21 protein-coding genes, 1 pseudogene and 1 riboswitch are annotated in these 24891 nt (G+C 67.8%); of the genes and pseudogenes, 15 read left to right on the forward strand and 7 right to left on the reverse strand.

Annotated elements, in window-relative coordinates:
• Positions 1-108 precede the first annotated feature (108 nt).
• Positions 109-257, reverse strand: a riboswitch (FMN riboswitch).
• A gap of 194 nt (positions 258-451) precedes the next feature.
• Together LXE91_RS02425 and LXE91_RS02430 are read right to left on the reverse strand one after the other, a co-directional pair.
• Positions 452-1144, reverse strand: a complete 693-nt coding sequence (locus tag LXE91_RS02425; protein ID WP_039360019.1) for a helix-turn-helix domain-containing protein — start codon at positions 1142-1144, stop codon at positions 452-454.
• A 216-nt stretch (positions 1145-1360) separates the two neighbouring features.
• On the reverse strand, positions 1361-2536 hold the full coding sequence (locus LXE91_RS02430) for an MFS transporter (protein ID WP_039360022.1): 1176 nt from the start codon (positions 2534-2536) through the stop codon (positions 1361-1363).
• 144 nt (positions 2537-2680) lie between these two features.
• On the opposite strand from LXE91_RS02430, the gene LXE91_RS02435 reads away from it, so the two are divergent.
• The 8 genes from LXE91_RS02435 (at position 2681) to lnt (ending at position 11006) form a co-directional block, all read left to right on the forward strand.
• On the forward strand, positions 2681-3613 hold the full coding sequence (locus tag LXE91_RS02435) for a LysR family transcriptional regulator (RefSeq protein WP_039360025.1): 933 nt from the start codon (positions 2681-2683) through the stop codon (positions 3611-3613).
• Positions 3614-3829: 216 nt separating this feature from the next.
• The gene (gene miaB / locus LXE91_RS02440) at positions 3830-5203 is read left to right on the forward strand and encodes a tRNA (N6-isopentenyl adenosine(37)-C2)-methylthiotransferase MiaB (RefSeq protein ID WP_039360028.1); all 1374 of its coding nucleotides are present in this window, start codon (positions 3830-3832) and stop codon (positions 5201-5203) included.
• A gap of 29 nt (positions 5204-5232) precedes the next feature.
• Complete coding sequence (locus LXE91_RS02445; RefSeq protein WP_039360031.1) at positions 5233-6279, forward strand: PhoH family protein; 1047 nt, start codon at positions 5233-5235, stop codon at positions 6277-6279.
• Between the two features lie 147 nt (positions 6280-6426).
• Entirely contained in the window at positions 6427-7203 is a 777-nt protein-coding gene (gene ybeY, locus LXE91_RS02450; RefSeq protein WP_039360036.1) for an rRNA maturation RNase YbeY, read from the forward strand.
• A gap of 12 nt (positions 7204-7215) precedes the next feature.
• Positions 7216-7848 carry a gamma-glutamylcyclotransferase gene (locus tag LXE91_RS02455; RefSeq protein ID WP_039360039.1) on the forward strand — a complete coding sequence of 211 codons (633 nt, stop codon included), beginning with the start codon at positions 7216-7218 and terminating at the stop codon, positions 7846-7848.
• A 70-nt stretch (positions 7849-7918) separates the two neighbouring features.
• On the forward strand, positions 7919-8068 hold the full coding sequence (locus LXE91_RS02460) for a hypothetical protein (RefSeq protein WP_278068108.1): 150 nt from the start codon (positions 7919-7921) through the stop codon (positions 8066-8068).
• A 309-nt stretch (positions 8069-8377) separates the two neighbouring features.
• A complete protein-coding gene (locus LXE91_RS02465) occupies positions 8378-9265 on the forward strand; it encodes an HlyC/CorC family transporter (RefSeq protein ID WP_039360042.1) in 888 nt (295 codons plus the stop codon).
• A gap of 52 nt (positions 9266-9317) precedes the next feature.
• Positions 9318-11006: an apolipoprotein N-acyltransferase gene (gene lnt / locus LXE91_RS02470; RefSeq protein WP_039360045.1), complete on the forward strand. Its 1689-nt coding sequence runs from the start codon at positions 9318-9320 to the stop codon at positions 11004-11006.
• A gap of 137 nt (positions 11007-11143) precedes the next feature.
• On the opposite strand, the gene LXE91_RS02475 is transcribed toward lnt, so the two are convergent.
• Positions 11144-12772: a tetratricopeptide repeat protein gene (locus LXE91_RS02475; protein ID WP_039360048.1), complete on the reverse strand. Its 1629-nt coding sequence runs from the start codon at positions 12770-12772 to the stop codon at positions 11144-11146.
• Positions 12773-13092: 320 nt separating this feature from the next.
• Between LXE91_RS02475 and glyQ the strand changes: the two genes are divergently transcribed.
• Genes glyQ through LXE91_RS02500 form a run of 5 tightly spaced genes read left to right on the forward strand, consistent with a single transcriptional unit; the run spans position 13093 to position 18535 of the window.
• Complete coding sequence (glyQ, locus tag LXE91_RS02480) at positions 13093-14097, forward strand: glycine--tRNA ligase subunit alpha (protein ID WP_011885965.1); 1005 nt, start codon at positions 13093-13095, stop codon at positions 14095-14097.
• 22 nt (positions 14098-14119) lie between these two features.
• A complete protein-coding gene (glyS, locus tag LXE91_RS02485) occupies positions 14120-16219 on the forward strand; it encodes a glycine--tRNA ligase subunit beta (protein ID WP_039360049.1) in 2100 nt (699 codons plus the stop codon).
• 10 nt (positions 16220-16229) lie between these two features.
• Entirely contained in the window at positions 16230-16793 is a 564-nt protein-coding gene (gmhB, locus tag LXE91_RS02490) for a D-glycero-beta-D-manno-heptose 1,7-bisphosphate 7-phosphatase (RefSeq protein WP_039360051.1), read from the forward strand.
• Positions 16794-16836: 43 nt separating this feature from the next.
• Positions 16837-17601, forward strand: coding sequence for a lysophospholipid acyltransferase family protein (locus LXE91_RS02495; protein WP_039360052.1), 765 nt, complete (start codon positions 16837-16839; stop codon positions 17599-17601).
• Positions 17602-17647: 46 nt separating this feature from the next.
• Complete coding sequence (locus LXE91_RS02500) at positions 17648-18535, forward strand: M48 family metallopeptidase (RefSeq protein WP_039360059.1); 888 nt, start codon at positions 17648-17650, stop codon at positions 18533-18535.
• A gap of 116 nt (positions 18536-18651) precedes the next feature.
• Here the strand turns inward: LXE91_RS02500 and LXE91_RS02505 are convergent.
• Positions 18652-19703: pseudogene (locus LXE91_RS02505) on the reverse strand (RNA-guided endonuclease InsQ/TnpB family protein).
• A 247-nt stretch (positions 19704-19950) separates the two neighbouring features.
• Between LXE91_RS02505 and gloA the strand changes: the two are divergent.
• A complete protein-coding gene (gene gloA / locus LXE91_RS02510) occupies positions 19951-20346 on the forward strand; it encodes a lactoylglutathione lyase (protein WP_039360062.1) in 396 nt (131 codons plus the stop codon).
• 253 nt (positions 20347-20599) lie between these two features.
• Complete coding sequence (locus LXE91_RS02515; protein WP_039360065.1) at positions 20600-21535, forward strand: DMT family transporter; 936 nt, start codon at positions 20600-20602, stop codon at positions 21533-21535.
• 94 nt (positions 21536-21629) lie between these two features.
• Here the strand turns inward: LXE91_RS02515 and rsmA are convergent, their stop codons facing one another.
• The 3 genes from rsmA to LXE91_RS02530 are packed head-to-tail and all read right to left on the reverse strand — an operon-like array spanning position 21630 to position 24866.
• Complete coding sequence (gene rsmA, locus LXE91_RS02520) at positions 21630-22457, reverse strand: 16S rRNA (adenine(1518)-N(6)/adenine(1519)-N(6))-dimethyltransferase RsmA (RefSeq protein ID WP_039360067.1); 828 nt, start codon at positions 22455-22457, stop codon at positions 21630-21632.
• 49 nt (positions 22458-22506) lie between these two features.
• Positions 22507-23496: a 4-hydroxythreonine-4-phosphate dehydrogenase PdxA gene (gene pdxA / locus LXE91_RS02525; protein ID WP_039360069.1), complete on the reverse strand. Its 990-nt coding sequence runs from the start codon at positions 23494-23496 to the stop codon at positions 22507-22509.
• Between the two features lie 11 nt (positions 23497-23507).
• The gene (locus LXE91_RS02530; protein ID WP_039360071.1) at positions 23508-24866 is read right to left on the reverse strand and encodes a peptidylprolyl isomerase; all 1359 of its coding nucleotides are present in this window, start codon (positions 24864-24866) and stop codon (positions 23508-23510) included.
• Positions 24867-24891: the final 25 nt, after the last annotated feature.

The following is a 24891-nucleotide window of genomic DNA, read 5'->3' on the forward strand; positions in this document are numbered from 1 at the left end:
CCTCGCAAATACGATTTGGGCGAAAAACGTTCCAGGGCATTGCAAACAGACAGAACGACAACCCGCTTCGCACACATGGCGAAGCGGCCCTGACGGACATGACTATCTGCACATCTTCTCTCATCCGGACTGTGACCGTCGGCTCTGGCATTCGACCAGATCTGCTGACCCCGCGCGGATGCGCGGGCGCTCGCGGGCTCGCCGGCTTACGCCAGCCTACCGCCGGTGGGGAATTTCACCCCGCCCTGAAGACGCACTGATTGCCGGATGGGCCAACCCCATCGACGGCGGGCCAAGCATACAACAGCTGCGCGCGCGGCGCAGCGAACACTGCCTAAAACCTTACTGACGACCCCGTCTAACGGCATCGCCCAGACGGCCGACGGACGACCCGCGGTCTCGCCGAACGCCGAGCACGCGGCCCGCTTCCGTGCGGCCTTGCGTTGCGCGGTCAGCCGGCCGCGTGCGCCGTATGCGCCGCATCGGGCACGAGCCAGCGCGGCGGCACCTCGGGGCTCACCGTCACGCGGAATGCGCGCGCCTCGCTGTCGCCCGGGTTGCGCAGGCTGTACGGCTGGTCGGCATCGAACACGATCGCGTCGCCGGTCGCGAGCAACTGGCGGCGGTCATGCACGCTGACTTCGAGCGTGCCTTCGCTGACGACGAGATTGACCGTCGTGCCGGGCGCGCGGCGGGCGCCGGGCTCCGTATGCAGCGGCGCGATCCGCAGTTCGTGGAACTCGGCCGCGGCCGGCTCGCCTTCCGGGTACAGCGCACGCGCCGAGAAGCGGCCGTTCGAGCTGACGACCCGCGACGCGCGCTCGGCCGCCAGGTGCTCGAAGCCGTTCACGGCATGGCGGCGCAGGAAGGCGGCGACCGATACCTTCAGCGCCGCGGCGATCTTGCAGAGCACCTTGATCGACGGCACGCTGCGCGCCGACTCGATCTGCGCGAGCATCGCGCGCGACACGCCGGACAGCCGCGCGAGCGCATCGAGCGACAGTTGCCGCTCGGCGCGCAACCGCGCGAGGTTCACACCGACGACCTGTTCCAGAACGTCGAGCGACGCGGACGCCCGCGCATCGGCGGCATTGCCGGACTCGAAGGAAGACACGTCGCGCACGAGCGCAAGGGGTGAAGACATAGCATTGCCTCCGGGCCGCTGTGCAGCCCTGCATATGGGGTAAGCCGGGATCGGAATCGGGTTGCGCCAGCAACGGCGCGTATCGAGACGCTATCACCCGGTCTTGCACCGGCAAACGAAGTTATCTTCACACCGTTATCAGCATCGCGGAGGAATGCGTTCGTCGCGAACCTTTTCCCGCCGCTATCGCGTCGCGCCGGCGCCGCGTTGCACGGCTCATTGCGCCGCCGGCGCCGTGCCGCGCGCCGGCCCGCGCGCGTCGAGCCGCATCGCAAACCACGTGACGACGAGCGCCGCGAACGTCACCGCGACGGCCACCCAGGGCAGCGCATCGAGCGCCAGGCCGTGTTCCAGCGCAAGGCCGCCGAGCCACGCGCCGAGCGCATTGCCGACGTTGAACGCGCCGATGTTCAGCGTCGATGCGAGATGCGGCGCGCTCGCGGCCTTCTCGACCACGTGCGCCTGGAGCGGCGGCACCGTCGCAAATGCGGCGATCCCCCATACGAACACGGTGACGGCCGCCGCGACCGGATGGTGGCTCGTCTTGGCGAACACGACCATCACGGCCATCAGCGCAACGAGGATCGCGATCAACGACGGCATCAGCGCGCGGTCCGCGAGCTTGCCGCCGAGCGTGTTGCCGATCGTCAGCCCCGCGCCGAACAGGACGAGGATCAGCGCGACCGAGCGCGGCGAATAGCCCGACACGGACTGGAGAATCGGCGCGATGTACGTGAACACGACGAACACGCCGCCGAAGCCGAGCACGGTCATCAGCAGCGCGAGCCACACCTGCGGCTCCTTCAGCACGCGCACTTCGTGGCCGAGGCCGACCGGCCCGCTGTCGTGGCGGTTCGGCACCAGCGCGGCGACGCCGCCGAGCGACAGCACGCCGAGCGCGGCGACGATCCAGAACGACGCGCGCCAGCCAAGCAACTGGCCGACGAAGGTGCCGAACGGCACGCCCAGCACGTTCGACAGCGTGAGCCCCGTGAACATCAGCGCGATCGCGCTCGCACGCTTGTCGGCCGGCACGAGCGACGCGGCGACCACTGCACCGATCCCGAAGAACGACCCGTGCGCGAACGACGTGACGACCCGCGCGACCATCAGCATCGCGTAGCCGGACGCAGTCGCGCACAGCACGTTGCCGACGATGAAGATCGCCATCAGCAACTGCAGCGCGGCCTTGCGCGGCATGCGGCTCGTCAGCACCGCGAGCAGCGGCGCGCCGGCCGCGACACCGAGCGCGTAACCCGTGACCAGCAGGCCGGCAGACGGCAGCGACACGGCCAGGTCGCGCGCGACCTCGGGCAACAGGCCCATGATGACGAACTCGGTGGTACCGATGGCGAAGGCGCTGATCGCAAGCGCCAGTAACGGAATGGGCATGGGGTTCTCCGGAAGGCGGCGGACGCGGCGCCCGGTCGGTGCCGCACCGCACAAAAGGCAGGATGTGCGCATTGTCCCGAAGATGCCGATATTTGATAATTGGCTTGGCGTTTGAACCATTTTCAAATATTTCTGGAAAATCGCATGGATCGACTGGGCGATATCCGGCTGTTCGTCGAGGCGGCCGAGCTGGGTAGCCTGTCCGCCGCCGGGCGCAAGCTGAACCTCACGCCGGCCGCCGCGAGCGCGCGCCTCGCGAAGCTCGAGGCGGCGGTCGCCACCCGGCTGTTCGACCGCTCGACCCGGCAGTTGCGGCTCACCGACGAGGGCCGCCTGTACCTGAACGGCTGCCGGCAGGCGTTGCAGGCGCTCGATGACGCGAACGCGCTGTTGCAGGCCGGCCGCAACGTCGTCGGCGGCCGGGTACGGCTGTCGGCGACGTCCGATTTCGGCCGCCGCCGGCTGCTCGACTGGCTCGATGAATTCACCGCGCGCTACCCGAACGTGACGTTCTCGCTGACGGCGTCCGACTCGACGGCGAACCTGTGGCAGGACGAGATCGACCTCGCGATCCGCTTCGCGGCGCCGCCCGACGGCGCGCTGATCGCCCGCCGGCTCGCCGCGGACCGGCGCGTGCCGTGCGCGGCGCCGTCGTTCATCGAACGCCACGGCGTGCCGAGCGATCCGGAAGATCTGGCCCGCTTTCCGTGCAACGTGATCACGGTGGCGTCCGGCCCGATGAACACGTGGCGCTTCACGCGCGGCGACGACACACAAACCTGCACGGTACCGCTCGCCACCGCGTTCGAGACCAACGACGGCGGCCTCGCCCGCGAGTGGGCGCTGCGCGGCCGCGGCATCGTGCTGAACTCGATCTGGGATGTCGCCGACGACATCCGCGCCGGGCGGCTCAAGGTCCTGCTGCCGGACTGGCGGCACCAGAGCGCAGCGCTGCACGCGATCTATCCGGGCAAGCGCTACATGGCGCCGCGCGTGCGCGTGCTGCTCGACTTTCTCGCCGAACGCTTCGCGCGCGAGGAAGCCGCGCACGAAGACCTGCTGAACGCGTGCCGCTGACGGCCGACGCGCCGACGCCAAGGGGTCGGAACCTGGAGCCCGGCGTCGCGCGGCCGCAACCCGCCTCCCGTCCCGGCCGGCACGAAAAGCTATAATGAAAGGCTTTCCCGACGGCTTCTCATGCTGGCTGCGCGCCATCCGCGTGCAGCGCACGGCCGTCCCGATTCACCCTCTAGACGACGCCCCCAGGTCAACCACTGCGAACGGCGAACCCCCATGACCAAGAAAGTTTACGTAAAGACCTTCGGCTGCCAGATGAACGAGTACGACTCGGACAAGATGGTGGACGTGCTGAATGCGGCCGAAGGCCTCGAAAAGACCGATACGCCGGAAGACGCGGACATCATCCTGTTCAACACGTGCTCGGTGCGTGAAAAGGCGCAGGAGAAGGTGTTCTCCGATCTCGGCCGCGTGCGCGAGCTGAAGGAAGCGAAGCCCGGCCTGCTGATCGGCGTCGGCGGCTGTGTCGCGAGCCAGGAAGGCGCATCGATCGTGTCGCGCGCGCCGTACGTCGACCTCGTGTTCGGCCCGCAAACCCTGCACCGCCTGCCGCAGATGATCGACGCGCGCCGCGAGAGCGGCCGTGCGCAGGTCGACATCTCGTTCCCCGAAATCGAGAAGTTCGACCACCTGCCGCCCGCGCGCGTCGAGGGGCCGAGCGCGTTCGTGTCGATCATGGAAGGCTGCTCGAAGTACTGCAGCTACTGCGTGGTGCCGTACACGCGCGGCGATGAAGTGTCGCGCCCGCTCGACGACGTGCTGACCGAAGTGGCCGGCCTCGCCGACCAGGGCGTGCGCGAAGTCACGCTGCTCGGCCAGAACGTGAACGCGTATCGCGGCGCGCTGGCGGCCGGCTCGTCCGAAATCGCCGATTTCGCGACGCTGATCGAATACGTCGCCGACATCCCCGGCATCGAGCGGATCCGCTACACGACGTCGCACCCGAAGGAATTCACGCAGCGCCTGATCGACACCTACGCAAAGGTGCCGAAGCTCGTGAGCCACCTGCACCTGCCCGTCCAGCACGGCTCCGACCGCATCCTGATGGCGATGAAGCGCGGCTACACGGTGCTCGAATACAAGTCGGTGATCCGCAAGCTGCGCGCGATCCGCCCCGACCTGTCGCTGTCGACCGACATGATCGTCGGCTTCCCCGGCGAGACCGAGGACGATTTCGACAAGATGATGGCGCTCGTGCACGAGATGAGCTACGACACCAGCTTCTCGTTCATCTACAGCCCGCGCCCCGGCACGCCGGCCGCGAACCTGCACGACGACACGCCGCGCGAAGTGAAGCTCAAACGCCTGCAACATCTGCAGGCGACCATCGAGGAAAACGTCGCGCGCATCAGCCAGTCGATGGTCGGGAAGGTCGAGCGGATCCTCGTCGAGGGCCCGTCGCGCAAGGACCCGAACGAACTCGCGGGCCGCACCGAGAACAACCGGGTCGTGAATTTCCCGGCGCCGCTCGCGTCGCACCCGCGCCTGATCGGCCAGATGATCGACGTGAAGATCAACCATGCGTACCCGCATTCGCTGCGCGGCGAGCTCGTGCTCGTGAGCGACGACGCGAGCGCGGCCACCCACTGACTGACGCTCAACAGGAGCCCGACGCCACTTTGAAGCCGACCCAAGCACTGGAATTCGTCGCGCCGCGCGACGACAACGCGCGCCTCGCCAACCTCTGCGGCCCGCTCGACGAGAACCTGCGGCAGATCGAACAGGCGCTCGACGTCACGCTCGCGCGACGCGGCCACCGGATCGCGATCCGCGGGCGCGGCGCCAAGCTCGCGCTCACCGCGCTCGAGAACTTCTACAACCGTGCGCGCGATGCGCTGTCGGTCGACGACATCCAGCTCGCGCTGGTGGAAGTGCGCCACACGTCCGGCAACGGCCGCCAGGACACGCTCGACGTGCGCTTTCGCGGCGACCCCGACCATCCGTTCGACGAGCCTGTCGTCCAGCTCGACGCCAGCGAGCCGGACGAGGAGCCCGCGCCGAAGCTCTATACACGGCGCGCCGACCTGCGCGGCCGCACGCCGGCGCAGCGCGAGTACCTGAAGCAGATCCTGCAGCACGACGTGACGTTCGGCATCGGGCCGGCCGGCACCGGCAAGACCTACCTCGCGGTCGCGTGCGCGGTCGACGCGCTCGAGCGCGACCAGGTCAAGCGGATCGTGCTGACGCGCCCGGCCGTCGAGGCCGGCGAGCGGCTCGGCTTCCTGCCGGGCGATCTCGCGCAGAAGGTCGACCCGTACCTGCGTCCGCTGTACGACGCGCTGTACGACCTGCTCGGCTTCGACAAGACGGCGAAGATGTTCGAGCGCCAGATGATCGAGATCGCGCCGCTCGCGTACATGCGCGGCCGCACGCTGAACCACGCGTTCATCATCCTCGACGAGGCGCAGAACACGACGCCCGAGCAGATGAAGATGTTCCTCACGCGGATCGGCTTCGGCTCGAAGGCAGTCGTGACCGGCGACACGAGCCAGGTCGACCTGCCGCGCGGCCACAAGAGCGGCCTCGTCGAGGCGCAGCAGGTGCTCGGCGGCGTGCGCGGCATCGCGCTCACGCGCTTCACGAGCGCCGACGTCGTGCGTCATCCGCTCGTCGCGCGCATCGTCGAGGCGTACGACGAATTCCACGCGCAGCACCAGGACGGCTGACCGGCCGGCGGCACCTGTATGCCGCCCCGGCCTGACAGCCCGGCCCGGCCCGCCAGACGGCGCGCCGGGCTTTTTTTCGCCGGTGCCAATTCGGGTGCGATCGGCCGTTTGGTGTATCCTCAACGCGTTCTAATCGCCGCACGCGTCATGAAATCCTCCCGTTCCCGCAAGTCCGGGCGCGCCCAGTCCGCCGCGCCCGCCTCCCCCCGCCTTTCGCTGTTCGACGCGAAGGGCAAGGCCCGGACCGTCAACGCACAAGGGCTGCGAATCGACTTCCCGGATGGCCGCAGCCTGATGTTCGACCTGTCGGGCAGTTCGGGAGAAGCCGCCGTCGCGATCGTCGCGCAGCACAACGATCCGGCCATGCGCGCAAAGCTCGCGCTGCAGCCCGAGCACTACGACAGCGTGACGCTGCACGTGGGCGCCGAGCCCGCCCCGCGCGAAGACGACACCGAAGACGCGCTGCGCGAGCCGGAGCTCGACCTGTCCGTGCAATACGGTGACGAAATCACGAGCGACGTGCGCAAGACGCTACCGAAGCGCAAGCTGATCGCCGAGTGGATCGAGCCGGCGCTGTTCGCCAGCGCGCAGCTCACCGTGCGCTTCGTCGGCGAAGAAGAAGGCCGCACACTGAACGCCGGCTATCGCCACAAGGACTACCCGACCAACGTGCTGACCTTCGCGTACGACGCGGCGCCAGACGGCACCGTGATCGGCGACCTCGTGCTGTGCTGCCCGGTCGTCGAGAAGGAAGCGCACGACCAGGGCAAGCCGCTCACGGCCCACTACGCGCACCTGCTGGTGCACGGCGCGCTGCATGCGCAGGGCTACGACCACGAGACGAGCGACGAGGACGCAGCCGAAATGGAAGCGCTCGAAGTCGACATCCTCGCGAAGCTGGGCTTCCCGAACCCGTACCAGTAAGCCCTCCGCACGATGCGCAACGTCGCGACGATCCCGCCCGCCTACCCGCCGTCGATCGGCGACGGGCGCCTGCTGACGGAAGACGAGCTCGCGGCTTCGCTCGCGCACACGATGCGCGACTGGGACGGCCAGCAGGATCTGTGGCTGTTCGGCTACGGCTCGCTGATCTGGAACCCGGGGTTGCCGACCGTCGCCGCCGTGCGCGGCAAGGTGCACGGCTATCACCGCGGGCTCTACCTGTGGTCGCGCGTGAACCGCGGCACGCCCGAACGCCCGGGCCTCGTGCTCGCGCTCGATCGCGGCGGCTCCTGCTCGGGCATCGCGTTCCGGCTCGCCGGCCCGACCGCGCAACCGCACCTCGAAACGCTGTGGAAGCGCGAAATGCCGATGGGTTCATACCGGCCCGCGTGGCTGCCCTGCTCGCTGGAAACCGGCGAACGCGTGAACGCGCTCGCGTTCGTGATGCGCCGCGACGCGCCCACCTACACGGGCAAGCTGACCGATCCCGTCGTGAAGGAAGTGTTCGGCTGCGCGGCCGGCCGCTACGGCACGACGCTCGACTACGTGAGCCGCACCGTCGATGCGCTGCGCGCGAGCGGCATCCCCGATCGCGCACTCGAAGGGCTGCTCGCGCGATGTCGATGACGCGGCACGGCGCCCGGCTTGCCGCTACGCGCTGCCGCGCCGCATGCGCATTCGAACAAGGACACGCCCGATGAAACCGTCACGCTGGTCGCATTGCAAGATAGCCGCGCTGATCGTCGCCGCGAGCGTCGCGCTGTCCGGCTGCGGAATCTCGGGCTGCGGCGGCGCCGCGACCAACGGCGCGGCCGCCGGCGGCTGCTCGGCCGGCATGCGGTTCTGAACCGCGGCGCGGCGGCAAAACCCGCGTGCGTCAGAATGCCGCCCCGGGCCGCCTCCGCAGGACGTTTTCGCGCGTCACGGCGCCCCGCCCCTACCGCACCCGATTTTTGCCGCCGCTGCCCCGCCGCGCCTTTCTGAGATAGGATGGAGCCGAGGACGGCGTCGCGCCCGGCGCGGCCGTCCGCGAACGGGGCCTGCGCAAGCTGCCCACCCTGGCCGAGCGGCCGGTGTGACACGGTCGCGTCGTGCCCTTGGTGTATCCTTGCCTACTCCGTGACCGCGCGCTCCGGCATGACCCGGGCGCACCACCATGAACGATTCGTATCCCAGTCGTAAGCTAACCGACAAACCGCAAGAAAAGCGCTCGCTCCTCGAGCGCCTGACCGACTTCATCTCGCCCGAGCCCGAATCCCGCGGCGAGTTGCTGGAAATCCTCCAGGATGCCCACGAGCGCAACCTGATCGACGCCGATTCGCTGTCGATGATCGAAGGCGTGTTCCAGGTATCCGACCTGTGCGCACGCGACATCATGGTGCCGCGCGCCCAGATGGACGCGATCAACATCGCCGACAAGCCCGAAGATTTCATCCCGTTCGTCCTCGAGAAGGCGCACTCGCGCTACCCCGTGTACGAGGAGAACCGCGACAACGTCATCGGCGTGCTGCTCGCGAAGGATCTGCTGCGTTTCTATGCCGAAGAGGAATTCGACGTGCGCGGGATGCTGCGCCCGGCCGTGTTCATTCCCGAATCGAAGCGCCTGAACGTGCTGCTGCACGACTTCCGCGTGAACCGCAACCACCTCGCGATCGTCGTCGACGAATACGGCGGCGTCGCGGGCCTGATCACGATCGAGGACGTGCTCGAGCAGATCGTCGGCGACATCGAGGACGAATACGACTTCGACGAGGAAGCCGGCAACATCATCTCGGGGCCCGACGGCCGCTACCGCGTGCGCGCGCTCACCGAGATCGAACAGTTCAACGAGACGTTCGGCACCGATTTCCCCGACGACGAAGTCGATACGATCGGCGGGCTGATCACGCATCATTTCGGTCGCGTCCCGCATCGCGGCGAGAAGCTGCAACTCGGCAACCTCGTGTTCGAGATCCAGCGCGGCGATGCTCGCCAGGTCCACGTACTGCTGGTACGCCGCAATCCGCTCGCCAGCCGTCGCGCCGAAGCCTCGCACGAGGACTGACCGTCGCGCGCCAGCCGCGCGTTCCACAACCGCTCGCCCACTTCCGCTTCACATGGACGATCCGATCCTGTCCCGCCCGGCTGGCGGCCTTCTCGCGCCGACACCCGGCCGCGCGCTGCCGCGCTGGCACTACCCGGCCGCGCTGCTCGCCGGCGCAGCCAATACGCTCAGCTTCGCACCGACGCCGCATGGCGGCTGGCTGCAACTCGTCGTATTCGTCTGGTTTTTCGCGCAGCTCACGCGCACCGCAAGCTGGCGCAGCGCCGCGCTCACCGGCGGCGCGTTCGGCTTCGGCAACTTCATCACCGGCGTCTGGTGGCTCTACATCAGCATGCACGTGTACGGCGAGATGGCCGCGCCGCTCGCGGGCGGCGCGCTCGTGCTGTTCTCGCTGTACCTGTCGCTGTACCCGGCGTTCTCCGCCGGGCTGTGGTCGTTCTGCGCGGGCCATGCGTGGCATCGCCGCACGCCCGACCCGCGGCCGTTCTCGCCGACCTGGCACGGCGCATTCGCATTCGCGAGCGCATGGGCACTCGGCGAATGGCTGCGCGGCACCGTCCTCACCGGCTTCCCGTGGCTTGCAAGCGGCTATCCGCAGGTCGACGGCCCGTTCGCGGGTTTCGCGCCGGTTGCCGGCGTGTACGGGGTCGCGTGGGTGCTCGCGCTGTTCGCCGCGCTGGTCGTGCAGGCGCTCGCCGCCGCCCGGCCGTCGCCGCTTGCCGAACCCCGTGCCGGCGATGCGCGCGTGCGTATCGCCGCGCCGGCCGGCATCGCGGTCGCGCTGATCGCGGCCGGTCTCGGCCTGTCGCAGGTCACGTGGACCGTGCCCGCGAACAAGCCGCTCACGGTGCGGCTGCTGCAGGGCAACGTGAAGCAGGACATCAAGTTCGAGGAAGCGGGCATCGACGCGGCGATCAAGATGTACACGCAGATGATCATCGAGAAGCCGGCCGACCTGATCGTCACGCCGGAAACCGCGATCGCGGTGATGATCCAGGAGCTGCCCGAGCCGTTCGCCGTCGCGATCCGCAAGTTCAGCGACACGACGGGCTCGGCCGTGCTGTTCGGCGCGGTCGGCGCATCGGTGACCGAGGACGGCCGCTACGTCGACTATACGAACAGCCTGTACGGCGTGACGCCGAATTCGCGCGACATCTATCACTACGACAAGCACCACCTCGTGCCCTTCGGCGAATTCATCCCGTGGGGCTTCCGGTGGTTCGTCGACCTGATGAAGATGCCGCTCGGCGACTTCGCGCGCGGCGCGCCCGTGCAGAAGCCGTTCCTCGTGCACAACCAGCCCGTGATGGCCGACATCTGCTACGAGGACTTGTTCGGCGAGGAAATCGCCGCGACGATCCGCGACAACCCGCAGCCGCCGGGCGTGCTCGTCAACGTGACGAACCTCGCGTGGTTCGGCGACACGATCGCGCTCGACCAGCACCTGCAGATCGCGCGGATGCGCTCGCTCGAGACGGGCCGTCCGATGCTGCGCTCGACCAACACGGGGATGACGGCCGCGATCGATGCGCGCGGCCGCGTGCTCGGGCAACTGAAGCCGTTCACGATCGGCTCGCTCGACGTGCGGATCGAAGGCACCAGCGGCTTCACGCCCTACGTGACGAGCGGCAACAACATCGTGCTCGCGGTGTCGCTCGTACTGCTGGCGTTCGGCTTCACGTTCGGCCCCGGGCTGCGCCGGCGCAACGGCCGGAAGAACGGCGACGGCCAGCCGGAATGACGGCGGGCGGCCGCTGCGCAGTGCGTGGCGGCCGCCGAATGCAACATGCAGCAGCGGCCCATAGCCGCTGACCGGCCGGCCGCTCAGGCCCGCCGGGCCGACCCTGCCGATTGAGCCGCTTGAGTCGCTTGAGCCTGTTAGCGCGGCTGCGCGGCCAGGCGCCGCAGGTCGCGGCCCACCTCGTCCATCACCGGCGCCCACGCGCCGAACACCGGTTGCCGGTACAGCGTCGCGGTCGGGTACCACGGGCTGTCCTTGCGTTCGAGCAGCCACGGCCAGTGCGGATTCACGTCGAGCAGCACCCAGGTGCGCGCGCCGAGCGCACCCGCCAGGTGCGCGACCGACGTGCACACGGTGATCACGAGATCCAGCGCACCGATGAACGCGGCCGTATCGTCGAAGCTCGTCAGTTCCGCGGTGACATCCTCGATCGCGAAGCCGGCCGCGCGCGCCGCCTCGACATCCGCGTTCGCGCCCGGTTGCAGCGAATGGAACGCGACGCCGTCGATCCCGCGGAACGCGTCGGCATAGCGCTCGAGCCCCACCCGCCGGAACGGATTGCGCTGGTGCCCCGCGCTGCCCGTCCACACGAGCCCGACCTTCAGCCGGGGGTCGCCCGCGAGCCGCGCGCGCCACGCATCGCGCGCCTGCGGATCGGCCCGCAGATACGGCACCGACGACGCGAGCGTCGACGCTTCCATGCCGAGCATCAGCGGAAGGCCGATCAGCGGTACTTCGTAATCGAAGGCCGGCAGCAATTCGATGCCGCCGCCCGCGCTGAATGCGTCCGCATGCGCGCCGAGGCTGCGCTGCATCAGCGTGCCCACCAGCGGGAACGTATTCCAGATGAGCCGGCCGCCCTCGCGATGCACGCGCTCGGCGAGCGGCGCGACGAAGCGGCAGAACTGCAGTACGTCGCCGAGCCCCTGCTCGCCCCACACCAGCAGCGTCTTGCCGGCGAGCGGCTCGCCCTGCCAGCGCGGGCCCGGCAGCACCGGCCGGCGGCCGCGCAACTCGCCCGCGCCGTCCCAGCGCGCCTCGTGGCCGCGCCAGCCGGCCGCGTAGTTGCCGCGCACGAGCTGGACGATCGCCAGGTTGAAACGGTACGACGCGTCGTCGGGCGCCAGTTCGCATGCGCGCGCCGCGTAGCGCTCGGCGTCGTCCCAGCGCTGCGCCTCCTTCATCGCCAGTGCGACGTTGTTCATCGCGAGCGCGTTGTCGGGCGCGAGCTCGACGAGCCGCGCCGCGCACGCGAGCGCGGCGTCCAGGTCGTGCGTCGCGAGCCGCGCGACGACGAGATTGATCCACGCCTGCACGTCGCGTGGATCGAAGCGCACCGCCGCTTCGAGCAGCGCGATCTCCTCCGCGCGGCTGCTACCCGACATCCGCAGCGCGATCGCGAGATTGTTGCGCAGCGATGGCCGGTCGGCGTCGAGCGCCAGCGCGGCGCGATACGGTGCCACGGCGTCCGCGTGCCGGCCCGCCATCTGGAGCGCGTAGCCGTGATTGAAGTATGCGGTCGCGCCCGGCTGCACGCGCGCCGCGCATTCGGCGAGCGCGATCGCATCGGCCGTGCGCTGCCGCGAGACGAGCGCGCCGGTGAGTTGCGCTAGCGCATCGGCGTCGACCGCATGCAGATGCCCGGCAGCGGCCAGCCACAGATCGTGCGCGGGCTGCTCGCCGCGCGCCTGCGCATCGGCGGCCTGCCCGAGCAGCGCGAGGAAGGGCGGGAGCAGCGGGATGAGGATATCGGTCGGATCGTCCATGCAGTCGGAGTCGGCTAGCGGTGGCGCGGCACGCGTCGCGCGCACCGCAATACGCGCATCTTAACGCCCGCGCAAAGCCGCGCGGCACCTGCGTCGCAACGTGCCGCGCGATCACCCGGCACGCGCCGGTCACGCCCCGCGCAGGCCGCTCGCACGGGGCCGACGGCGTGCTCACCCGCGTTCCGGCCGCATCCGCTCGCCGATCCGGTAAAATTACGCGTTTCAGCACACTAACAAGCCGCGCCGCCGCGCGAGCCGACCCTCCGGGCCCCGCCCGGAGCGCCGCCCGCAACGGAGCGCCAGCGCCACGAAGGCTCTTCATGCTTACGTTTCAGCAAATCATCCTGACGCTGCAGTCCTACTGGGACAAGCAGGGTTGCGCCCTGCTCCAGCCCATCGACATGGAAGTCGGCGCGGGCACGTCGCACGTCCACACGTTCCTGCGCGCGGTCGGCCCCGAGCCGTGGCGCGCCGCGTACGTGCAGCCGTCGCGCCGCCCGAAGGACGGCCGTTACGGCGAGAACCCGAACCGCCTGCAGCACTACTACCAGTACCAGGTCGTGCTCAAGCCGGCGCCGGAAAACATCCTCGACCTGTACCTCGGCTCGCTCGAGGCGCTCGGCTTCGACCTGCAGCAGAACGACGTGCGTTTCGTCGAGGACGACTGGGAAAACCCGACGCTCGGCGCGTGGGGCCTCGGCTGGGAAGTGTGGCTGAACGGGATGGAAGTCACGCAGTTCACGTATTTCCAGCAGGTCGGCGGCCTCGACTGCAAGCCGGTGCTCGGCGAGATCACGTACGGCCTCGAGCGCCTCGCGATGTACCTGCAGAAGGTCGAGAACGTGTACGACCTCGTGTGGACCGAGTGGGAAGAGCAAGGCCCGAACGGCCCCGAACTGCGCCGCCTGTCGTACGGCGACGTCTACCACCAGAACGAGGTCGAGCAATCGACCTACAACTTCGAGCACGCGAACGTCGACCTGCTGTTCACGTTCTTCAACAGCTACGAAGCGGAAGCGAAGAAGATGATCGACGCGCAGCTCGCGCTGCCCGCATACGAGCTCGTGCTGAAGGCCGGCCACACGTTCAACCTGCTCGATGCGCGCGGCGCGATCTCGGTCACCGAGCGCGCGGCGTACATCGGCCGCATCCGCGCGCTGTCGCGTCTCGTCGCGCAGGCCTACTACGACTCGCGCGAGAAGCTCGGCTTCCCGATGCTCGGCAACCCGCCGGGCGTGCCGGGCCTCACCACCGACGCCCAGGACGCCGCACAGCCGGCGTGGGCGCCGCCGCTCAAGGTCGAACGCAAGATCGATCAGGACTGACGAGACGAGATTCATTCCAATCATGACGCACAATCATCCCGCCCCCCTGCTCGTCGAACTGTTGACCGAAGAGCTGCCGCCGAAGGCCCTCGCGCGCCTCGGCGACGCATTCGCCGAAGGTCTCGCGCAACGCCTCGCGGCGCGCGACCTCATCGACGGCGAACTCGTGTTCGAACGCTACGCCACGCCGCGCCGCCTCGCCGTCGTCGTGCAGAACGTGCGCGCCGTCGCCCCTGAAAAGCAGGTCCGCGAAAAAGTCCTACCCGTGTCGGTCGCACTCGACGCCGAAGGCAAGCCGACGGCCCCGCTCGCGAAGAAGCTCGCGGCGCTCGGCCACCCGAACCTGTCGATCGCCGATCTCGAGCGCGCGCAGGACGGCAAGGCCGAAGCGTTCTTCCTCAACTATTCGGCCGCCGGCGCGACGCTCGCCGACGGCCTGCAGGCCGCGCTCGACGAGACGCTCGAGAAGCTGCCGATCCCGAAGGTGATGACCTACCAGCGCCCGGACGGCTCCGACGTGAAGTTCGTGCGCCCGGTGCATCGCCTGACGGTGCTGCACGACGATCGCGTCGTGCCCGTCACCGCGTTCGGCGTCGACGCCGGCGACACGACGCTCGGCCACCGCTTCCTGTCCGACGGCCTCGTCGCGATCCAGCATGCGCGCGCCTACGCCGACACGCTGCGCGACAAGGGCCGCGTGATCGCGCACTTCGCCGATCGCCGCGAAACGATCCGCACGCAGCTGAACGAACACGCGAACGGCGATACCGTCGTGATGCCCGAGTCGCTGCTCGACGAAGTGACATCGCTGGTCGAATGGCCGGTCGTCTACCCGTGCCGCTTCGAGGACGAATTCCTGCAGGTCCCGCAGGAATGCCTGATCCTCACGATGCAAACCAACCAGAAGTATTTCGCGCTGACCGACGTCGCCGGCAAGCTGCGCTCGCGCTTCCTGATCGTGTCGAACATCGAGACGAAGACGCCGGGCGAGATCATCGAAGGCAACGAGCGCGTCGTGCGCCCGCGCCTCGCCGATGCGAAGTTCTTCTTCGAGCAGGACAAGAAGAAGCCGCTCGCCGACCGCGTGCCGCAGCTCGCGAACGTCGTGTATCACAACAAGCTCGGTTCGGCGCTCGCACGCGTCGAGCGCCTCGAGGCGCTGGCTGGCGAGATCGCACCCGCGATCGGCGCCGACGCCACGCACGCGAAGCGCGCCGCGCGTCTCGCGAAGGCCGACCTGCTGACCGACATGGTCGGCGAGTTCCCGGAACTGCAGGGCACGATGGGCACGTACTACGCGCGCCACGACGGCGAAGCCGACGACGTCGCGCTCGCCTGCGCCGAGCACTACCAGCCGCGCTTCTCCGGCGACGCACTGCCGACCACGCCCGTGTCGACCGCCGTCGCGCTCGCCGACAAGCTCGAGACGATCGTCGGCATCTGGGGCATCGGCCTCGCGCCGACCGGCGAAAAGGATCCGTTCGCGCTGCGCCGCCACGCGCTCGGCGTGCTGCGCCTGCTGCTCGAGAAGCAGCTGCCGCTCGATCTCGTGTCGCTGCTGCGCACGGCCCATGCACGCTTCGAAGGCGTGCCGGGCGTGGCCGAATCGACCGATGCGATCCTCGCGTTCTTCATGGATCGCCTGCGCGGCCTGCTGCGCGAGCGCGGCTATTCGGCCGGCGAAGTCGACGCGGTGCTGAGCCTGAACCCGACGCGCGTCGACGATCTCGTCGCGCGCCTCGACGCGGTGCGCGAATTCACGCGCCTCGCGGAAGCCGAAGCGCTCGCGGCCGCGAACAAGCGGATCTCGAACATCCTGAAGAAGTCGGAAGGCGGCGCGAACGGCACGGTGCAACCGACGCTGCTCGTCGAGGCCGCCGAGAAGGCGCTGCACGAACAGCTCGCGGCCGTGACGCCGCACGTGCAGTCGCAGCTCGAGGCGCGTGCGTACACGGGCGCGCTGTCGGCGCTCGCCGCGCTGCGCGCACCGGTCGACACGTTCTTCAACGACGTGATGGTCAACGCGGAAGATCCGGCACTGCGCGCGAACCGTCTCGCGCTGCTGTCCGCGCTGCACCAGCAGATGAACTGCGTCGCCGACATCTCGAAGCTCGCCGCATAAGGGCCGCACGATGCCGACCAGCCCCAACCGAAAGCTCGTCGTCCTCGACCGGGACGGCGTGATCAACGTCGATTCGGATGCGTTCATCAAGACGCCCGACGAATGGATCGCGCTGCCCGGCGCCCTCGAGGCGATCGCCCGGCTCAACCACGCGGGTTATCGCGTGGTCGTCGCGACCAACCAGTCCGGCATCGGTCGCGGGCTGTTCGACATGGCCGCGCTCAACGAGATGCATCTGAAGATGCATCGCGCGGCGGCCGCGGTCGGCGCACGTATCGACGCGGTGTTCTTCTGCCCGCACACGGCCGAGGATCACTGCGACTGCCGCAAGCCGAAACCCGGCATGATGCAGATGATCGCCGAGCGCTTCGAGATCGATCCCGGTCACATGCCGGTCGTCGGCGATTCGCTGCGCGACCTGCAGGCCGGCGTCGCGGTCGGCTTCCAGCCGCACCTCGTGCTCACCGGCAAGGGCAAGAAGACGCTCGCCGCCGGCAACCTGCCGCCCGGCACGAAGGTCCACGACGACCTGCGTGCGTTCGCGCTCGATTTCCTTTCACACGAACACGAGTGATGCAGCCGCCGCGCGCATCCTCCCTAACGCCAGACTTACGCCGATGCGCTTCGTCCGCTCCCTGCTGCTGCTGATCTACTTCGTCCTGTACACGGTGCCGTACGCCACCGCGTGCTTCATCGCCTTTCCATTCATGCGCTCCGACGCGCGCTACTGGATGGCGGCCGGCTGGTGCAAGTCGACGCTGTGGGTCGTGCGCTGGCTGAACGGCATCCGCTACCGGATCGAAGGGTACGAGAACCTGCCCGACGGCCCGGCGGTGCTGCTGTCCAAGCACCAGTCCGCGTGGGAGACGCTCGCGTTTCCGGCGCTGATGCCGAGGCCGCTTTGCTACGTGTTCAAGCGCGAGCTGCTGTATGTGCCGTTCTTCGGCTGGGCGCTCGGGATGCTGCACATGGTCAACATCAACCGCAAGGAAGGCAAGAACGCGTTCACGTCGGTGATCCGCCAGGGCAAGAAGCGCCTGTCGGAAGGCGCATGGATGATCATGTTCCCGGAGGGCACGCGCACGCCGGTCGGCAAGCAGGGCAAGTACAAGACGGGCGGCGCGCGCTTCGCGATCGAAACCGGTGCACCCGTCGTGCCGATCGCGCACAATGCAGGTCGGGTGTGGCCGCGCAACTCGTTCACGAAATTCCCGGGCGTCGTCACCGTGTCGATCGGCAAGCCGATCCCCAGCGAGGGGCTGACGCCCGATGCATTGAACTCGCAGGTCGAAGCATGGATCGAAGCGGAAATGCGCCGGATCGATCCGGATTCGTATCGCCAGGCGGGTAATGCCGGCACGCGCGATGCCGCGCGTGTCTGACGCCGCCAGGTTGCAGCCGTTGCGTACGACAAAAAGAAGCGAACTGATGAAACAGCGTCCGCGGCCACGGCCTGCCGTCGTGGCCCTCGATCATCGCCAGATGGACCTGCCGCTCTTCGACGGGCCGGCCGCCGCACCGTCGGCGCCCGCCACGCCGCCGGCACCGCCCGAAGCGGCACCCGCGGCGCCCCTCGATCCGGGTCCGGCGCCCGACCGCTCGCGCGTGCGCACGTTCGCACTCGACAGCCGCGTGCTCGAATACCGGCTGAAGCGCTCCGCGCGCCGCACGATCGGCTTCACGATCGACGGCAGCGGGCTGTCGATCACCGCGCCGCGCTGGGTCACGCTCGCCGACATCGAAGCCGCGATCTCAGAGAAACAGCGCTGGATCTTCGCGAAGCTCGCGGAGTGGAAGACGCGCACCGAACAGCGCGCGCTGCCGCAGATCGACTGGCGCGACGGCGCTGAGCTTCCCTATCTCGGCAAGACGGTGACGATCGCGCTCGGCGCAGGTGCCGTCGCGTTCGATGCCGATGCGCTGCGGCTCTCGCTGCCGCTGCCCGTGCAGGCCGACATGCAGCAGATCAAGGATCGCGTGCAGGGCTGGCTGCAGGGCGAAGCCAAGCGGATCTTCGGCGAACGCCTCGCCGTCTATGCGGAGAAACTCGGCGTCACGTATTCGATGTACGCGCTGTCGTCGGCCGCGACACGCTGGGGCAGTTGCTCGAGCGACGGCAAGATCCGGCTGAACTGGCGGCTGATCCATTTCCCGATGTCGATCATCGACTACGTCGTCGCGCACGAGCTGTCGCACCTGCGCGAAATGAACCACAGCCCGGCCTTCTGGCAAACCGTCGAATCGATCTTTCCCGAGTTCCGCGAAGCGCGGCATACGCTCAAGCATCACCCGCCCGAGTTGCTGCCGTCGCTGTGACGCAATGGGTAGTGTGCCGAGATGCTCGCCCTGCCCGCTTGCACAGCGATCGCATACGTCGCAGGACGTTCATCCGGCACTCAGTACGCCTTCTTCTGATTGACGTCCTCCACTGCTTAAAGGCAGCGGATTCCCACACCTGGCGATGCACGTCCGCATCGGAGAATGTTCAACGCAGCGTTGACATCGCGATCATGCGCGACACCACAGTCACTGCAGGTCCACGCTCTTATTCGCAGCCCCGCGATACCTTTCGGCCGCGTCGTGCTGTCTTTCGACCCACACGCCGAACAGGACTGGGTCGAACCGCTTTCGTCGACTTCCTCGAACGTGGCTCCGTGCGCGATCGCTTTGTAGCGGAGCTTGTTTCGGAAGGACGACCAGGACGCGTCGTAGACGCTCTTCGCCATCCTGGTTCTGGCGAGCTTCGCGGCCGACACGTTGCCGACCGCGAGGTAATCGAACCGCCGCACCAGATCGAGTGCGAGCTTGTGCTGGAAATCGGCTCGAGCATTCGCGACCTTGGCGTGCAACTTCGCAATATGTCGCTTGTGCTTTCGCGCTTGCTGAGCCTTTGCCAGCTTCTCGGCCGCTTGCCGGCCGAACCGGTCGTTCGGCAGCTTCTCGCCGTCGAAAGTGTGGCGAAGTCTTTCAGGCCGAGATCAATGCCGACACCGGAACGAATCGGTCGGGCGTGAACATCGGGCATTTCGATCACGATATTCAGAAACCAATTGCCGCGCGCGTCTTGCGCAAAGCTGGTTCCGTCCTTGATCTTGCCTTCGGGAAGCAGGCGGCTGTTGAACACGCGAAAGGTGTTGCCGGCAAAACGAAACGCATCGCCCTCGCGTTTCAGGTCACGGCCCTTCAGCGGCACCCAGCCCAGCGATTTCCTGCCGCGGTAGCGAAGGTAGGGCCGACGGTGCTGACTGCGCGACTTCGCATATTGCTCGCACGTCGCGTTGATCGTGCCGGAGTGGATGCCGAGCGCCTTGCTGCTCCCGGTCGTCAGCACATTCAAATCGAAACCCGTCGGCCACTTCTTGTTCCACTTGAGCGCGTGCTTCTGCGTGTCGTTGCAGAAGTTCCAGACGTAGTTCACCGCACGGCTCTGCTTGTTGAGCAGCCCGTTAAGCGACTTCACCCGGTAGCGGTAGACAAGGATCATGCCGGCCATCCTAGTCTGCGCGCGAAGCTGCCTGTCAAGGGCGTTTTTCATTTCTGCCGTTAACGGAGAGCCCACGCACGGCGCCTGATGAACGCGGTAGCTGTTTGCGGCGGCGTGGCCCGCTCCCCGTGTTTAGTACGGCGAACCCTGTAAAGTCCGTTCCAGGAGCGAAAAGCAGGCCAGGGTCATATCCACTACAATTGCAACCTCCCAATGCGTCTATCGACGCACCATCAAAGGACTACTCATGCGAATCCTGCATACTATGCTTCGAGTGGGCGATTTGGACGCGTCCATCCGCTTCTACACCGAGGTCCTCGGCATGCGTCTGCTTCGAAAGCACGACTACCCTGATGGGAAATTCACGCTGGCATTTGTCGGTTACGAAGACGAGTCCGAAGCCGCAGCTATCGAATTGACCTACAACTGGGGCACCGACAAGTACGACTTGGGAACTGGGTACGGTCATATCGCACTGGAAGTGGAAGACGCATATGCTGCGTGTGAAGAAGTAAAAAATCGCGGTGGCGTAGTTACGCGCGAAGCCGGCCCTATGAAGCACGGTACAACCGTGATTGCCTTTGTTGCGGATCCTGATGGTTATAAAGTTGAACTGATCCAGAAAAAAGGTCGAGTCGACTAAACTTCATGAAGCGTCAAGCCCGCACCCTTCATCGCACAGAGGAGCATAGGCAGCGCTTACTTTGACCTTCAAATGTTCGCGCACCGTAAGCCCGCTTCAAGGCTGCGAGGTCTATGTTTAGATTCTCGCTCTCGACTCCAAGACGATCTCGCGCCTCGTTAAAAACTCTCGTGCGAAACCGCCGATTCGAGCACACCGGACGCGCCGCTCGCTCAACCCTGTCGCCCCACCGGCAAGGCATCGGAGGCCGTCGATGACCACACTCGCCGCCGCCCCCGTGCGCCGCGCGCTCGACACGCGCGCCGTCGGCCTGATGCTGCTGCTGTGCGCGATCTGGGGCTTCCAGCAGGTCGCGATCAAGAGCACGAACGCCGCGATTGCACCGATGTTCCAGGCCGGGCTGCGCTCGGTGATCGCGGCGGTGCTGCTGTGGGGCTGGGCCCGCTCGCGCGGTACGCCGCTGTTCCAGGCGGACGGCACGTTCGGCGCGGGCCTCGCGGCCGGGGCGCTGTTCGCCGGCGAATTCATCTGCGTGTTCTTCGGGCTGACGCTGACGAGCGCGTCGCACATGGCTATCTTCCTGTACACGGCACCGTGCTTCACCGCGCTCGGCCTGCATCTGTTCGCACCGGGCGAACGGCTGCAGCGCACGCAGTGGGCCGGCGTCGGCCTGGCATTCGCCGGCATCGCGCTCGCCTTCGCGGACGGCTTCCTGAAACCGCGCGCGCCCGGCGCATCGGTACTGGCCGGGCTGGCCGGCGACGCGCTCGGGATCCTGGGCGGCGCGATGTGGGCCGCGACGACGGTCGTCGTGCGCTCGACGGCGCTCGCGCGTGCGAGCGCAAGCAAGACGCTGTTCTACCAGCTCGCGGTGTCGGCGGTCGTGCTGGTCGCGCTCGCCGCGCTGCTCGGGCAGATGTCGTTCGCGCGCATCACGCCGCTGGCCGTCGCGAGCCTCGCGTACCAGTCGGTGATCGTCGCGTTCGTCAGCTACCTGTCGTGGTTCTGGCTGCTGACACGCTACAGCGCGTCGCGGCTGTCGGTCTTCACGTTCCTGTCGCCGCTGTTCGGCGTCGCGTTCGGTGTGCTGCTGCTCGGCGAATCGGTCGGCTGGCGCTTCATGTCCGCGGCTGCACTCGTGCTGACCGGCATCGCGCTCGTCAACGCGCCGCCGCGCCGACGGGCATGACGACCCGACGCAGCACGCGCGCGCCCATGCAATAAAAAGGCTGCCTCGCAAGGCAGCCTCTTGTTCCCATCCGGTCCGGCTCGCGTAACCGGCCTCAACCGGCCTTGCGCACCGCCGCGAGCGCCTGCGCGACGCCGACGTATTCCGCCACGCTCACATCCTCCGCACGGCGCGCGAGATCGAAGCCGAGCGCGTCGAAATCGATCGTCTCGCGGTAGTCGCCGAGCGTATTGCGCAGCATCTTGCGGCGCTGCGAGAACGCAGCGGTGACGATTTCGCCGAGCAACACCGGATCGACGTCCGGCAGTTCGTGCGGCTCGTACGGAATCATCCGGACGATCGCCGAATCGACCTTCGGCGGCGGCTGGAACGATTCCGGCGGCACGTCGAGCATCTTCTCCATCACGTAGCGGTACTGCAGCATCACCGACAACCGCGAAAACGCCTTCGTGCCCGGCTCCGCGACCATCCGTTCGACGACTTCGTTCTGCAGCATGAAATGCTGGTCGATGACCGCATCGGCGAACGTCATCAGGTGGAACAGCAGCGGGCTGGAGATGTTGTACGGCAGGTTGCCGACGATCCGCAGCGACGGCTTGTCGCCGGGCGCCGCGAGCGACCGAAAGTCGAATGCGAGCGCGTCGCCCGCGTGCAGTTCGAGCAGCGCACCGAAGCGTTGCTGCAGGCGCCCGATCAGGTCGCGGTCGAGCTCGACCGCATGCAGCGGCGAGTCGGGCGTCGCAAGGCGCTCGATCAGCGGCTCGGTCAGCGCGCCGAGCCCGGGGCCGATCTCGACCATGCGCTGGCCGCGCGCGGGGCCGATCGTCGAGACGATCGAGTCGATCACGCCGTGATCGACGAGGAAGTTCTGCCCGAAGCGCTTGCGCGCGAAATGGCCTTGGTGCTGTCTGCTGTTCGACATCGACTGAGTAAAACGAAAAATACGACGAATGAGGTAAAGCCGGCCCGCGTCAGGCCGTACGGCGATGGCGCGCCATCGTGACGGCCGTGTCGAGTGCGGCGATCATGCTGCCCGGATCCGCGCGGCCCGTGCCGGCCAGATCGAGTGCCGTGCCATGATCGACCGACGTGCGGATGATCGGCAGCCCGAGCGTCACGTTGATGCCCTCGCCGAACGTCGCATACTTCAGCACGGGCAGCCCCTGGTCATGGAACATCGCGAGCACGCAATCGGCGTCCGCGAGATGGCGCGGCTGGAACAGCGTGTCGGCCGGATACGGGCCGCGCGCGTCGATGCCCTGCGCGTTCGCGCGGGCCAGCGCCGGCGCGATCACGTCGATCTCCTCGCGGCCGAGATAACCGTTCTCGCCTGCGTGCGGGTTCAGGCCCGTCACGAGAATGCGCGGCGCGGCCAGACCGAAGTCGCGCCGCAGGTCGCGATCGATGATCGCGAGTGTCTCGACGAGCCCGTCGATCGTGAGTGCGGCCGATACGTCCTTCAGCGGCAGGTGCGTGGTCGCGAGCGCGACGCGCAGCGGCTTGTGGCCGGTACCGGCCAGCATCATCACGACACGCGGCGTGTGCGTGCGCTCCGCCAGGTATTCGGTATGGCCGGTGAACGGCACGCCCGCATCGTTGATGGTGCTCTTCTGCAGCGGCGCGGTGACGATCGCGTCGTACCGGCCTGCCAGCGCTCCGTCGATTGCGGCGTCAAGCAACCCGAGCACGTACGGGCCGTTCACGGCGTCCAGCTTGCCCGCCTGCACGGGCACGGCGAGCGCGTGATGCGCGACCGACACCGGCCCGCTGCCGGCCAGCGTGGCCCGGTCGGCGCCGACGGCCGCCGCACGCGCGTCGAGCAGCGCCGCATCGCCGAGCACGGTGAAATGCGCATCGGGCCAGCGCTGCGCGGCATCACGCAGCGCCTGCACGGTCAACTCCGGGCCGACCCCCGCGGGTTCGCCAGTCGTGATCGCGATCTGCAGCGCGGGTTTGGTCATCCGGGGCTCGCTCAGTTCGCCGGGCCGACGCCGCCGATCTTGTACTGCACGTACGACGAATCGCGCAGCTCGCGCAGCCAGTCGGCATACGCCTGCTCGGCCTTGCGCTGGCCGATCGCCTGACGCGCGATATCCATCTGCTGCTGCACCGAGCCTTCCGCTTCGCGGCGGCTCAGCACCTGGATCAGGTGATAGCCGTACTCGGTACGGATCGGCTGGCTGATCTGGCCGTCCTGCAGGTTGTTCATCGCGCGCTCGAATTCCGGCACGGTCTCGCCCGGGCTAATCCAGCCGAGATCGCCGCCTTGCGACGCCGAACCGTCCTGCGAGTAGGTGCGCGCGAACTTCGCGAAATCGCCGCCGGCCTCGACCTGGTTGCGGATGTCGGCCAGTTGCTGGCGCGCCTGGCCTTCCGACTTGCCTTCGCCCACGCGCAGCAGGATGTGGCGCACGTGCGTCTGGACGATCTTCGGTGCGGCGGCAGTCGCGCCCTGGCTCTGGCGGCGATCGACGAGACGCACGATCTCGAAGCCGTCCGGCACGCGGATCAGCGTCGGGTTGACCTGGCCCGGGCGCAGCTTCGATGCGGCGTCGACGACGTCGGCCGGCAGCGCGCTCGGCGCCTTGAAACCAAGGTCGCCGCCCTTCTTCGCGTCGTTCGCTTCCGAATTGTTCTTCGCGAGCTTCTCGAAATCGGCGCCCGACTTCGCCTGCTGCAGCAACGCGTCAGCCTTCTTCTGCGCGGCTTCGATGTCGGCCTGCGGTGCGTTGGTCGGCGCCTTGATGAAGATGTGCTGGAAGCGCAGGTCCTGCTGTTGCGCCGCGTTCGGCCCGCGCTGGCTCGCGATGTAGTTCGCGACCTCGGCGTCCGACACGGTGATCTTGCCGTCGACTTCGCGCTCGCGCAGCTTCGACAGCATCAATTCGGTACGCGCGTCGCTCGTGAAGATGCTCCAGGGCACGCCCTGCGCCTCGAGACGCGCGCGGTACTGCTCGAGCGTCATGCCGTTCGCCTGCGCGAGGCGCTGCAGCGTGGCCTGCACGGTCGCGTCGTCGATGCGGATCCCGTCGTCCTTGGCCTTCTGCACCTGGATACGCTCGAGCACCATCTGGTTCAGCACCTGCGCGCGCAACTGGTCGGTCGGCGGCACGGGTGCGTTCTGCTGCTGCAGCCGGCGCGCGATCAGGCCGGCACGCTGGTCGAGTTCGCGGCCCGTGATCACGTCGTTGTTGACGACCGCGACGACTTCGTCGGCGAGCTGCGCACCTTGCGAACCGAGCGCCTGCGCCGCGGCCGGCGCGGCGGCGAGCAGCGCGGAGGCCGCAGCGAGGCTGGACACGACTGCCGCGAAACGAAGGGTTTTCTTCATTGCCACTGGAACTCCATTGAAATCG

The organism is Burkholderia contaminans, from assembly GCF_029633825.1.
GTDB classification, from domain to species: domain Bacteria; phylum Pseudomonadota; class Gammaproteobacteria; order Burkholderiales; family Burkholderiaceae; genus Burkholderia; species Burkholderia contaminans.